This window comes from Bradyrhizobium manausense, assembly GCF_018129685.1.
Classification (GTDB): Bacteria; Pseudomonadota; Alphaproteobacteria; order Rhizobiales; family Xanthobacteraceae; genus Bradyrhizobium; species Bradyrhizobium manausense_D.
The window spans coordinates 56,124-69,401 of the sequence record NZ_JAFCLG010000028.1 but is presented as its reverse complement, the minus strand read 5'-3'; the positions used below and the strand labels follow the sequence as shown (position 1 = coordinate 69,401).

At 64.5% G+C, this 13,278-nt stretch carries 10 protein-coding genes; 7 read left to right on the top strand and 3 right to left on the bottom strand.

The features are described from left to right. The first annotated feature begins 182 nt into the window (after positions 1-182). From JQ621_RS32880 to JQ621_RS32850, 7 genes are all read left to right on the top strand, one after another. A complete protein-coding gene (locus JQ621_RS32880) occupies positions 183-1,337 on the top strand; it encodes an iron-containing alcohol dehydrogenase (protein ID WP_212241174.1) in 1,155 nt (384 codons plus the stop codon). Positions 1,338-1,356: 19 nt separating this feature from the next. Then, positions 1,357-2,907, top strand: a complete 1,551-nt coding sequence (locus tag JQ621_RS32875; protein ID WP_212241173.1) for an AMP-binding protein — start codon at positions 1,357-1,359, stop codon at positions 2,905-2,907. Between the two features lie 299 nt (positions 2,908-3,206). Next, complete coding sequence (locus JQ621_RS32870; protein ID WP_212241172.1) at positions 3,207-4,805, top strand: ABC transporter substrate-binding protein; 1,599 nt, start codon at positions 3,207-3,209, stop codon at positions 4,803-4,805. A 39-nt stretch (positions 4,806-4,844) separates the two neighbouring features. Beyond that, positions 4,845-5,792: an ABC transporter permease gene (locus JQ621_RS32865; RefSeq protein WP_212241171.1), complete on the top strand. Its 948-nt coding sequence runs from the start codon at positions 4,845-4,847 to the stop codon at positions 5,790-5,792. Between the two features lie 9 nt (positions 5,793-5,801). After that, positions 5,802-6,695 (top strand): ABC transporter permease, encoded by an 894-nt coding sequence (locus JQ621_RS32860; protein ID WP_212241170.1) that lies wholly within the window; start codon positions 5,802-5,804, stop codon positions 6,693-6,695. Beyond that, a complete protein-coding gene (locus JQ621_RS32855; protein ID WP_212241169.1) occupies positions 6,695-7,702 on the top strand; it encodes an ABC transporter ATP-binding protein in 1,008 nt (335 codons plus the stop codon). The genes JQ621_RS32860 and JQ621_RS32855 overlap by 1 nt, the downstream gene beginning before the upstream one ends. Continuing rightward, on the top strand, positions 7,699-8,691 hold the full coding sequence (locus tag JQ621_RS32850) for an ABC transporter ATP-binding protein (RefSeq protein ID WP_212241167.1): 993 nt from the start codon (positions 7,699-7,701) through the stop codon (positions 8,689-8,691). The genes JQ621_RS32855 and JQ621_RS32850 overlap by 4 nt, the downstream gene beginning before the upstream one ends. 39 nt (positions 8,692-8,730) lie before the next feature. Here JQ621_RS32850 and JQ621_RS32845 read toward each other — a convergent pair whose 3' ends face one another. The 3 genes from JQ621_RS32845 to JQ621_RS32835 form a co-directional block, all read right to left on the bottom strand. Then, a complete protein-coding gene (locus tag JQ621_RS32845; protein ID WP_212241166.1) occupies positions 8,731-9,516 on the bottom strand; it encodes a hypothetical protein in 786 nt (261 codons plus the stop codon). Positions 9,517-9,633: 117 nt separating this feature from the next. After that, entirely contained in the window at positions 9,634-11,607 is a 1,974-nt protein-coding gene (locus tag JQ621_RS32840; RefSeq protein ID WP_212241165.1) for an acetyl/propionyl/methylcrotonyl-CoA carboxylase subunit alpha, read from the bottom strand. Further along, positions 11,604-13,220 carry an acyl-CoA carboxylase subunit beta gene (locus JQ621_RS32835; RefSeq protein ID WP_212241164.1) on the bottom strand — a complete coding sequence of 539 codons (1,617 nt, stop codon included), beginning with the start codon at positions 13,218-13,220 and terminating at the stop codon, positions 11,604-11,606. Before JQ621_RS32835 ends, JQ621_RS32840 begins: the two co-directional genes overlap by 4 nt. Positions 13,221-13,278 lie beyond the last annotated feature (58 nt).

The following is a 13,278-nucleotide window of genomic DNA, read 5'->3' as shown; positions in this document are numbered from 1 at the left end:
CCTCCTCTTCAGGAAGACCACATGGAATCAGCCATTTCTTCGCTCTTCAACTGCGATGTGTGAATATCGTAGCCCGCAAGGGGAGGGTGGGCTTCGTCCCAGCGTCTTCGCACATGACTGATGCGGCGGGCTTCGCTAGATTGCCCCTTACAAGACAAGACGAATTGTCCGGGGAGGACGGCGTGCATCAGGGACGTGTCGTTTACGGCGCGATCGAGGAGGTCGTGTTCGGCCATCCGGCGGCCGAGGCTGTCGTCGGGCAGATGGATCGGCTGGGAACCCGCCGCGCCTTCCTGATGGTCTCGGGCACGCTGAACCGCGAGACCGGCGAAATCGCGAAAATCGTAAAGGCACTGGGGCCGCGCTGCGCCGGGCTGTTCGACGCGATGCCCGCGCACACGCCGCGCGAGGCGGTGATCGCGGCGACCAACGCTGCGCGCGAGGCCGGCGCCGATTTGATCGTCACCGTGGGCGGCGGCTCGATCACCGATGGCGCCAAGGCGGTGCAGCTGTGCCTGGCCAACGGCATCGACACTATCGAGGGCATCGACCGCATCCGCGTCCACGGCGGCGTCGCACCTGAGATGACCGCGCCGACCGTGCGCCAGATCAGCGTGCCGACCACGATTGCCGGCGGCGAGTTCTCATCGATCGCGGGCGTCACCGACCGCAGCACGCATGTGAAGCAGATGCTGCGGCATCCGCTCGCCGTGCCGCGCGCGACGATCCTCGACCCCGCCATCACCGTGCACACGCCGCAATGGCTGTTTCTCTCCACCGGCATACGAGCCGTCGACCATTGCGTCGAGGCGATCTGCTCGCGCGAGACGCATCCTTATGCCGATGCGCAATCGGTGAAGGGGCTTGCCATGCTCGCCGACGCGCTGCCGCGGGTGAAGGCGGACCCTGGCGATCTCGATGCACGGATGGATGCGCAGATCGGCACCTGGCTGTCGATGGGCGCACTCGCGGCCGGCGTGCCGATGGGCGCGAGCCACGGCATCGGCTATGTGCTGGGCGCGGCATTCGACGTGCCGCACGGCTACACCTCGTGCATCATGCTGCCCGCGGTGATGCGCTGGAACGCGAGCGCCAATGCCGAGCGACAGATGATCGTCGCGGCCGCAATGGGTTTTCCCGGCCACGACGCCGCCGACGTGCTCGATGCCTTCATCCGCTCGCTCGGCATGCCGCGCAGCCTCACCGAGGTTCGCGTCTCGCCCGAGCATTTCGACGCCATCGCCGATCAGGCGATGCGCACCAACTGGATTCCACGCAACCCGCGCAAGATCGAGAACCCTGCGCAGATTCGCGAAATCCTCGCTCTCGCCGCATGAGTCTAGACCCGGAGGACTGATGTACCCAGGCCTGCATGCCCGCCTGCGCCCGCTGCAACCCGCCTTCATCATGGCGGCGACAGGCGAGACCGTCACCTATCGCGAGCTCGATGCACGCAGCAATCGCCTCGCCCATCTGTTCCGCAAGCAGGGCCTGAGGCGGCTCGATCACTACTCGATCTTCATGGAGAACAACTCCCGCTACCTCGAGGCCTGCGGCGCGGGCGAGCGCTCCGGCCTCTATTATACCTGCATCAACTCCTTCCTGACGCCGGGCGAACTTGCCTATCTCCTGGTCAACAGCCAGTCCAAGATCCTGATCACGTCGGTGGCAAAGCTCGCCATCGCGCGCGAAGCCCTTCAAGCCTGCCCTGACGTCAATCTCTGCATTGTCGTCGACGGCCCGGGCGAGAGCGACCGTATCGTTGGACTCGCGGACGTCACAGCCGACCTGCCGAAGACGCCGATCGCGGATGAGTGGCTCGGCACCGCGATGCTCTATTCGTCGGGCACGACGGGACGGCCGAAGGGCATCATTCGGCCGCTGCCGGAAGAGCCGCCGAAGCACAATCTGCCGCTGTTCGATTTCCTGCACAAACTCTGGCACTATCGCGAGGGCATGATCTATCTGTCGCCGGCGCCGCTCTATCATTCCGCGCCGCAGGCCGCCGTGAACCTCACCATCCGCCAGGGCGGCACTGTCGTGATCATGGAGACGTTCGATCCCGAGCGTTACCTCCAGCTCGTGCAGCAATGGGGCATCACACACAGCCAGCTGGTACCGACGATGTTCTCGCGCATGCTGAAGCTGCCCGAGAAGGTCCGCACGCGATACGATTTGTCCTCGCTCGAAATCGCGATCCATGCCGCCGCACCCTGCCCGGCGCAGGTCAAGGACGACATGATCAAATGGTGGGGGCCGATCATCCATGAATATTACGGCGCGACCGAGGGCCTCGGCTTTACGGCCTGCAACAGCGAGGAATGGCTCGCGCACCGCGGCAGCGTCGGCAAGGTGCTGCTCGGCGACCTTCATATTCTCGACGAGAACATGCAGCCATGCCCGACCGGCACGCCGGGCCAGGTCTGGTTCAAGACGGGATCGCCGTTCGAATATTTCAACGACCCCGAGAAGACCAAGGAGGCGCGTTCGGCCGACGGCAGCATGAGCACGGTCGGCGACGTCGGCTATGTCGACGAGGACCGCTTCCTTTATCTCACCGACCGCGCGACCTTCATGATCATCTCCGGCGGCGTGAACATCTATCCACAGGAATGCGAAAATCTGCTGATCACCCATCCGAAGGTCGCGGATGCCGCGGTGTTCGGGGTGCCCAACGCTGATCTCGGCGAGGAGGTGAAGGCGGTGGTGCAGCCGATGCCGGGCGTGTTGCCAGGCGATGCTCTGGCCGAAGAGCTGATCGCCTTCTGCGGGGCGTCGCTGTCGCGGCAGAAAGTTCCACGCTCGGTCGATTTCGAGAAGGAGTTGCCGCGGCTGCCGACCGGGAAGCTGTACAAACGGCTGCTGCGGGACAGGTATTGGGGGAACAAGCCGTCAAGGATTGTATAGGCTCCGCTGTCGTCCTGGCGAAAGCCGGACCCATACTGCGTGATCTATCTATGGCGGACAGTATGGGTACCGAACGACGAGTGTTCGCTAAACTGCCCTTGGGGTAATGGGTCCTGGCTTTCGTCAGGACGACGGCCAAGGAACTTCTCGCAAATTATAGAGGCGCGAAGCTCCTGCGGCATGACGTCATCCAAATTGCCAAGACCATAAAGGACTTTAGCCGGTTGCCTCGCCGTGCACGCGTCGTTATCGTCCTGACAAACAGGCCATAAATGGCCGATGTCCAGGGAGGACGTAGGATGCGGAGCGTATGGGCGCTCGCCGCAACGGCGGCGCTGTCATTGCTGGCGGTTTCGACCGCGACGTTCGCCGGTGAGCCCAAACAGGGCGGCATCCTGCGGATGTATCACCGCGACAGCCCCGGCAACGCCTCGATCCATGAAGGTGCGACCTATTCGGTCAATATTCCCTTCATGCCCGTGTTCAACAATCTCGTCATCTACAAGCAGGACGAGCCCCAGAACACGATGGACAACATCGTGCCCGAACTCGCCGAGAGCTGGGCCTGGGTGAACGACCACAAGACGCTGACCTTCAAGCTGCGCCAGGGCGTCAAATGGCATGACGGCAAGCCGTTCACCTCGGCCGACGTCAAATGCACCTTCGACATGTTGATGGGCAAGTCGCAGCAGAAGTTCCGGCAGAACCCGCGCAAGAGCTGGTACGACCAGGTCAACGACGTCTCGACGAACGGCGATTTCGAGGTTTCCTTCAATTTGAAGCGGCCGCAGCCGTCGCTGCTGGCGCTGCTGGCCTCGGGCTATACGCCGGTCTATCCCTGCCATGTTTCGCCCGGCGATATGCGCACGCATCCGATCGGCACCGGCCCGTTCAAGTTCGTCGAGTTCAAGGCCAACGAATCGATCAAGCTGACGCGCAACACGGACTATTGGCGCAAGGGCCGCCCCTATCTCGACGGCATCGAGTTCACCATCATCCCGAACCGCTCGACCGCGATTCTGGCTTTCGTCGCCGGCAAGTTCGACATGACGTTCCCGACCGAGGTAAGCATTCCGCTGCTGAAGGACGTGAAATCGCAGGCGCCGAACGCGGTCTGCGAGGTCGAGCCGAACAATGTCGCCACCAACATCATCGTCAATTCATCCGCACCGCCGTTCGACAATATCGACATCCGCAAGGCGATGGCGCTGTCACTTGACCGCAAGGCTTTCATCTCGATCATGTTCGAGGGCCAGGGCGACGTCGGTGGCACCATGCTGCCGCCGCCGAATGGACTGTGGGGTATGCCGAAGGAGATGCTGGAGACCATTCCGGGCTACGGCCCCGACGTGAATGCCAACCGCGAGGAAGCCAGGAAGCTGATGCAGAAGGCCGGCTACGGGCCGGACAAGCACCTCGCCGTCAAGGTCTCCACCCGCAACATTCCCGTTTATCGCGATCCCGCCGTGATCCTGATCGACCAGCTCAAGAGCATCTATATCGACGGTGAGCTCGACGTGGTCGAGACCGCGAACTGGTTCCCGAAGATCGCCCGCAAGGACTACATGCTCGGTCTCAATCTCACCGGCAACGCGGTCGACGATCCGGACCAGTCCTTCTACGAGAACTATTCCTGCGGCTCGGAGCGCAACTACACCAATTACTGCAACAAGGAGATCGAGAAGCTGTTCGACGTGCAGTCGCAGGAGACCGACATCGCCAAGCGCAAGAAGTTGGTATGGGACATCGACAAGAAGCTGCAGGAGGACGTTGCCCGCCCGATCATCTTCCACGCGCGCACCGGCACCTGCTGGCAACCCTACGTCAGGGGCGTGACGATCATGACCAACAGCTCCTATAATGGGTACCGGTACGAAGATCTTTGGATGGACAAGTAGCGCAGCCAACGGACGAGACAGCTCGGCGGGAGGGCGCGAATGTTTGCCTATCTGGTGCGGCGCCTGCTCCTGATGCTCGTGACCCTGTTCGGGATCTCGATCGTCATCTTCTTCCTGTTGCGCATCGTGCCGGGCAACATCGTCGACATCCTGTTCGCGGCAGCCGGCTATGTCGACCCCGCCGACAAGGCCAACCTGGAGAAGGAGCTCGGCATCGACCAGCCGCTGATCCTGCAATATTGGCACTGGATCAGCGGCTTTCTGCGCGGCGATTTCGGCTACTCCTACGTCTCCGAGAAGCCGGCGCTGCAGGAGATCCTGCCGCGGATCCCGATCACCGCGCGGCTCGCCGGCCTCGCCCTGCTGTTCTCCGCCTCGATCGGCATTCCGCTCGGCGTCATCAGCGCGGTAAAGCAGGGCTCGCGGATCGACTACGCGCTGCGCGTCGTCAGCCTGAGCGGATTGTCGCTGCCCTCGTTCTGGCTCGGCCTTCTGGTTCTGACCGCATCGGTCGCATGGTTCGGACAGATGCCGATCTTCAATCCCAATCCGCAGAGCTTTGGCGAGGCCTTCGCGACTTATTGCATCCCGGCGATGGTGGTCGGCTTCCGCAGTTCGGCGCTGACGATGCGCATCACGCGCTCGTCCATGCTGGAGGTGCTGCGGCAGGATTATATCCGCACCGCTCGCGCCAAGGGCGCCTCGGACGCCGCCGTGAACTATCACCATGCGCTGAAGAACGCGATCCTGCCCGTCATCACCGTGATCGGCATCGAGGCGGCATTCCTGATCGGCGGCCTGATCGTGACGGAGACCGTGTTCAACATCCCGGGCGTTGCGCGCTTCCTGGTCGAGGCGATCCGCTGGCGCGATTATCCGATCGTGCAGAACCTCGTGATGCTGATTGCGGTGGTGGTGGTGAGTGCGAATTTCATCGTCGACATGCTCTATGCGGTGTTCGACCCGCGCATCCGGTACACGGATTAGGAGACCAGCTTGGCCGCGATCGACTTTGACGTTGAACTGAGGCGGGCCGGCGCGCATGCGACCGGCGGCTGGCGACGCGTGCTGTTTTTGGCGCAGCGGCACGTGCTGGGCGCGGCCGGGCTGGTCATCATGATTGCGTTCGTATTCACGGCGATCTTCGCCGACTTCATCGCGCGCTACGACCCGCTGAGCGTCGATTCCGCCCACGCGCTGATGCGCCCGAGCTTTGCGCACTGGATGGGCACGGATTCGTTCGGCCGCGACGTCTTCAGCCGCATCATCCATGGTGCGCGGATCTCGCTCGCGGTCGGGATCGGCTCGACCACCCTCGGCGGCATGATCGGCGTGAGCGTCGGCCTCACCTCCGGATATCTCTCCGGCTGGGTGGACCTCGTATTCCAGCGCGTCTCCGACATCCTGCAGGCGCTGCCGTTGCTGGTGCTGGCCCTGATCATGACCGCCGCGCTCGGCCCGTCGCTGCCGAACGTCATTCTCGCCATCGCCATTCCGCTGATCCCGACCGTCTCGCGCGTCACCCGCGCCAACACGCTGGCGCTGCGCGAGCAGCCCTTCATCGAGGCCGCCAAGTCGATCGGGATGAGCGAGGCCCGCATCGCGCTCCGCCACGTGTTGCCGAACACGCTGGCGCCGCTGATCGTGCTCGCAACCGCCCAGCTTGGCTCGACGATCCTCACCGAGGCCTCGCTCTCCTTCCTCGGCCTCGGCATTCCCGAACCTTATCCCTCATGGGGCCGCATGCTTTCGGAATCCGCTGCCGAATATGTTCGCACCGCGCCGTGGCTCGTCATCTTCCCGGGCATCGCGATCAGCCTCGCCGTATTCGGCGCAAACCTGTTCGGTGACGCCCTGCGCGACATCCTCGATCCCCGGCAGCGCGGCTGATGGTCGATAACCCCGACATCGTGCTCGACGTGAAGAACCTGAAGACGGTGTTCTTTACCACGTCCGGTCTGTTCAAGGCCGTGGACGACGTCTCCTTCACCGTGAGCCGCGGCGAGACACTGGCGATCGTCGGCGAGTCCGGCTGCGGCAAGAGCGTCACCGCGCTCTCCCTGATGCGACTGGTACCCGATCCGCCCGGGCGCATTGTCGGCGGCTCGATCACGCTCGAAGGCACCGACCTGCTGGCGCTGGACGAAGCGGAGATGCGCAAGATCCGCGGCAATCGCATCTCCATGATCTTCCAGGAGCCGATGACCTCGCTCAATCCCGTCATGCGGATCGGCGACCAGATCGTCGAGGCCGTGCGGCTGCACCGGAAACTGTCGAGCAAGGAGGCTCACGATGTCGCGGTCGAAATGCTGCGGCTGGTGCGCATCCCGGAGCCGGCGCGGCGCGCGAAGGAATATCCGCATCAACTCTCCGGCGGCATGCGTCAGCGCGCGATGATCGCGATGGCGCTGGCTTGCCGGCCGGCGCTGCTGATCGCGGACGAGCCAACCACCGCGCTCGACGTCACCATCCAGGCACAGATCTTGGCGCTGATCCTCGATCTCCAGAAAGAACTCGGCACCGGCCTCGTGCTGATCACGCACGATCTCGGCGTCGTCGCGCAGACCGCGCAGCGCGTCATCGTGATGTATGCGGGACGGAAGGTCGAGGAAGCCAGCGTCGAGGCGCTGTTCGCGGCACCGAAGCATCCCTACACGCGCGGGCTGATGGCCTCGATCCCCGCGGTGCCGGCGTTTGGTGTCGCCTCGCAGGAGCGGCTGAACGAAATTCCGGGCACCGTGCCCTCGCTGGTGCGGCTGCCGAAGGGCTGCGCCTTCGCTCCGCGCTGCAAGCTCGCCGTGACGCGCTGCGAGGCCGAATATCCACCGCTGACCGACTGGGGCGGCGGCCATCTCGCCGCGTGCTGGCGCGCGACTGAAGTGGCGGAGGTAGCATGACCAAGCCGTTGCTCGAAGTCGCCGATCTCAAGAAGCATTATCCGGTGCGCGCCGGCGTGCTGCGCCGGCAGGTCGGCACCGTGCACTCGGTCGACGGCGTCTCGTTCTCACTTGGTGCCGGTGAGACGCTGGGCCTCGTCGGCGAATCCGGCTGCGGCAAGTCCACGGTCGCGCGCAGCGTGCTGCGGCTGATCGAGCCGACCTCGGGCCAGATCCGCCTCGACGGCGAGGACATCACGCATCTGTCCAAGACCGCGTTGCGACCGTATCGCCGCTCGATGCAGATCGTGTTTCAGGACCCATTTGCCTCGCTCAATCCGCGCATGACCGCGGGCGACATCGTCGGCGAGCCGATCGCGGTCCATGGTCTTGCCACCGGCAAGGCACTGGAGGCGCGTGTCGCCAAGCTGTTCGAGCAGGTCGGCCTGCGGCCCGACCAGAGGCGCAATTTTCCGCATCAGTTCTCCGGCGGCCAAAGGCAACGTATCTGTATCGCCCGGGCGCTCGCGCTGGAGCCCCGTCTGATCGTCTGCGATGAGCCGGTCTCCGCACTCGACGTCTCGATCCAGGCGCAGGTGATCAATCTCTTGATCGATCTGCAGAAGCAGCACGGCTTCTCCTATCTCTTCATCGCGCATGACCTCGCCGTGGTCGCCCATATCAGCCACCGCGTCGCCGTGATGTATCTCGGCCGCATTGTCGAGATCGCGGGCAAGGACGAACTGTTCCGCAACCCGCGTCATCCCTACACGCAGGCCCTCCTCGCCTCGGTGCCGATCGCCAATCCGCTTGCGAAGAAGCTCGCGCCCCTGGTTGACGGCGATGTGCCTAGCCCGGTCAATCCGCCGCCCGGCTGCGCGTTTCACACGCGCTGCCGGTTTGCGATGGAGCGATGCAAGATCGAGCGGCCGGCCCTGATGGATGCGGGCGACGGGCATCAGGTGGCGTGCCTGCTCAACGAGGGGACCGGCCGGGGCCATCCAGTTTGAGCATGATCTTTTCGGAAAGCCGCTGCACACTTTTCCGGATCATGCTTTGGATCCCAACGCCCGGATCACCGGCCAGGCCGCCAGCGCCGCAGCGAGATGCTTGAGCGTGTGGCCCGAGACGATGTGCCCCGTCGCTTCGAACACGACCGCGTCACCGAGTTCGAAGAGCTTGGCCAGCACGTAGAAGACAATCACGCCACCCAGAGGCACGCCCAGCGCTCCGGGGCGCGCCCGCGTCAACGCCAGTCCCAGGGCGAGCGCCATGCCGCCGTACTGCACGACCGCCCAGGGCGTGAGGTTCTCACGCGCCACCCAGGCCGTCAGCGGGCCCGCGATCATCATCAGCACCAGCACCGCCTCGCCTGCGCGCATGCTGATGCGCTCGCTGGCCGCTATACCGAGGAAGCCCGCGAACGCGACCGACATGCCGAGACGATCGGCGATGAGCCGTTGCGGCATGTCGGGGTCGAGGTGATAAAAGCCTGAGCCTAGGCAGGTGAGGATCAATCCCACGAAGAACCAACTCGTGCCCACCGGCACGTCGGCGCGCCCGCGCAGCCGCTCGGAGCCCCAGACGGCCATCGCGAGGAAGGCGAGATTGCTCAGCACATCGCCAGCATTGGGAATGCCGAGCCAGGTGCGGTTATCGAGGTAATGCGGAATGTGCCAAGCGGACGCGGGCAATGCGGGCGCGAACAGCGCTGCGAGCGTCAGAACCGACATCGCCGCGAGCAGGTATTTTTCGCGGGTGGTGAGCGGGTATGGAAAGGATGCCGAGGGGAGCCTGGCTTCGGTCTCTTGGGCTGGATCAGTTGCGCGCAACATGGACGTCTCCGCAGTATTGAACTTTGTTCAAGATTAGTAGACCTAAAATGAACAAAGTTCAATACATCTCGCGCGCAACTGCTTTTCAGTGCTAATCAGCTTGAATTCATTACGATTTTACACCCCTATCTCCGCCACGATCCGACCCGTGGTGACCTGCTCGCCCTCGGCGACATCGATCGCGGCGACCACGCCGTCAATGCCGGCCTTGTGGACGTGCTCCATCTTCATCGCTTCCAGCGTCATCACCGGCTGGCCGGCGGTGACGCGATCGCCGGGCTTGACGAGTACAGCCACGACGCGGCCGTTCATCGCGGCGCGGACCTTGCCGTCGCCGCCATTGGTTGCGGCGGCCTTGGGCGCAGCGAGGGTGAGATCGCTTACGGCCTGCGGAATCCCGCGATGCTGGAAATAGAGCCGATCGCCATCGCGCAGGAACTTTGCGTTGTCCATCACGCCATCGTGGCGGAAGCGGATGGTACCAGCATCGAGCTGGTCGATCTCGAACCTGTTCTGACGTCCATCGCTAGCGACGGTGTAGCCGCCGTCACGCTCGCGCGTGACGTCGAGCTCGTGCACCCGGCCTGCGATCTCGATCTTCGCCGGCAGCGGGAACGTTGCCGCGAGGCTTCGTCCACTGCGCCACGACGGTGCCTGCGGGTTGGTCACGTAAAGCAGAAGGCCTGCGAGGGCGACGCTGAATGCAGCGTCCGCACGCGGTGCCAGCAACTCGTCGCGATGCGCGGCGATGAACGCCGTCGTGGCCTCGCCCCGGGCAAAACCAGGATGGCGCAGGCACGACATCAGAAATGTCTGATTGGTCGTCACACCCAAGGCCGTGAGCTGTTCCAGGCCGACGATCAGCTTTCCCCTCGCCTCCTCGCGCGAGGCACCATGGCTGATCACTTTGGCGATCATGGAATCGTAGAACGGCGGGATCTCCGAGCCCGATTGCAACGCATGCTCGACCCGGATGCCGTCCGGAACCTGCCAGCGCGCCATGCGGCCGGACTGCGGCATGAAATCCTGCGCGGCATCTTCCGAGCACAGCCGCACCTCGATGGCATGACTGGAGAAGCTGACGTCCTGCTGCTTCACGGGCAATGGCTCGCCGCGCGCGACGCGCAGCTGCAGCTCGACGAGATCGAGCCCCGTGATCGCCTCGGTGACGGGATGCTCGACCTGGAGACGCGTGTTCATCTCCATGAAGTAGAATTCGCCGCTGGCGTCGAGCAGGAATTCCAGCGTGCCGGCGCCCTCGTAGCGGAGCGCCTTGACCGCTGCGACCGCGACCTCGCCCATCTTCGCGCGTAGTTCCGGCGTGACCGCCGGCGATGGCGCCTCCTCGATCAGCTTCTGGTGGCGCCGCTGCACCGAGCAGTCGCGCTCGCCGAGATGGATGGCGTTGCCATGGCTGTCGCCGAACACCTGGATCTCGATGTGGCGGGGATTTTGGATGGCGCGTTCGAGGATGACGGTGGGATCGCCGAACGCCGCCTTCGCCTCCGACCGTGCGCTGCGCAGCGCATCCGGAAACGACGCCGCATCGGTGACAAGCCGCATGCCGCGGCCACCGCCCCCGGCGACCGCCTTGATCATCACGGGGAAGCCGATCTTCCTGGCTTCGGCGAGCATGACCTCATCGCCCTGATCCGCCCCTTGGTAGCCGGGCACGACAGGCACGCCGGCCTTCTTCATGATCTCCTTGGCGCCGGCCTTGTTTCCCATCGATTCGATCACCTGCGGCGAGGGGCCGATGAACACGAGGCCGGCGTCCCTGCAGGCCCGCGCGAACTCCTCGTTTTCGGCGAGGAAGCCGTAGCCGGGATGGACCGCATCGGCGCCGCTGACCTTCGCCGCGGCGATGATCGCGGCGATGTCGAGATAGGATTGCGCCGGCAGCGCTCCACCGATGCGCACGGCCTGGTCGGCCTGCTGCACGTGGAGCGCATCGCGGTCGGCATCGGAATAGACCGCGACGACGCCAAGACCGAGCTTCCGCGCGCTGCGCATCACGCGCAGCGCGATCTCGCCGCGATTGGCGACCAAGACCTTGAAGAACGGCCGCTGCTGCACTGATCCGTTCCTCATGGCCGGGCCACCGAGAATTGCATGCGCTGGGGTATGCGAGCATCGCCCTCGCGGCAGATCGCGAGCACCTCGGAGAGCACCGCGCGGGTGTCGCGCGGATCGATCACGCCGTCATCGAGCACACGGGCGCTGGTCGAGAACACATCCATCTGGCCGTCGAACACGCCGACGATCTGCGCCTTCATGGCGTCGAGCTTCTCCTTCTCGACCGGCTTGCCGCGCCGGGCGGCGGCGGCTTCGGTCACGATCGCCATGGTCTCGGCGGCCTGCTCGCCGCCCATCACGGCGGTTTTTGCGTTCGGCCAGGAGAAGCAGAAGCGCGGATGGAAGCCGCGGCCGCACATGCCGTAATTGCCGGCGCCGAACGAGGCGCCGCAATAGATGGTGATCTGCGGCACCGTCGCCGAGGTCACCGCCTGGATCATCTTCGAGCCGTGCTTGATCATGCCGGCCTCTTCATAAGCCTTGCCGACCATATAGCCGGTGGTGTTGTTCAGATAGAGGATCGGCGTGCGGGTCTGGCAGCAGGCCTGGATGAAATGCGTCGCCTTGTTGGCGCCTGCCGGATCGAGCGGGCCATTGTTGGTGACGATACCGATCGCCTGCCCTTCGATCCGGGCATGGCCGCAGACGGTGGCGGGGCCGTAATTCGGCGCCATCTCGGTGAAATCGGAATCGTCGATGATTCGCGCGATCACCTGCTTCATGTCGACCGGGCGCTTGTGATCCATCGGCATGATGCCGAGCAGCTCGTCCTGATCGTAGCGCGGCGGTCTGAACTGCGGAGCCACTCGACCCGGCCGCTCCCATTCCAGCGCCGCCATGATCTCGCGCGCGATGCGCAAGCCATCGCGGTCGTCTTCGGCGAGGTAATCGCCGAGGCCGGAGATTTGCGTGTGCATCTCCGCGCCGCCCAGCTCTTCCTCGGTGGCGATCTCGCCGGTCGCAGCTTTCAGGAGAGGCGGCCCCGCGAGAAAGGCGCGGGTGCGACCGCGAACCATGACGATGTAGTCGGAGAGGCCCGTTTGATAGGCGCCGCCGGCGGTCGACGAGCCATGCGTGACGGTGACGACCGGAAGGCCGGCCGCCGAGAGCCGCGCCAGGTTGCGAAAGATGTTGCCGCCACGGACAAAATCCTCAACGCGGTAGCGCAAGAGATTGGCGCCGGCGCTTTCGACGAGCTGCACATATGGCAGCTTGTTTTCAAGCGCGAGCTCCTGCACCCGCAGCGTCTTGTCGAGGCCGTACGGCTGCAGTGCGCCTGCATCGATGCCGGAATCGCTGGCGCTGACCATGCAGCGGATGCCGGAGACGAAGCCGATGCCGGCAATGACGCCGCCGCCGGGCACGCTCTTGCTCGCATCCGGCACGTCGAACATGTAGCCGGCGAGCGTCGACAGCTCGATGAAAGGCGCCCCGGGATCGAGCACCAGCGCGACACGTTCGCGCGGCAGCAACTGGCCGCGCTTGTGGAAGCGATCCTTTGCTGCGGCCGACGCTGCACGCGTCCGCTCTTCCAGCGTGCGCATGCGGTCGATCAGGCCGAGCATACCGTCGCGGTTGGCGTGGTAGGCGGCACTGGCTGGGGAGATGGTGTTTTCGAGAATGGACATCAAAGCTCCTGCCCGTCATTCCGGGGCGCGCGCAGCGCGAGCCCGGAATCCATACTCC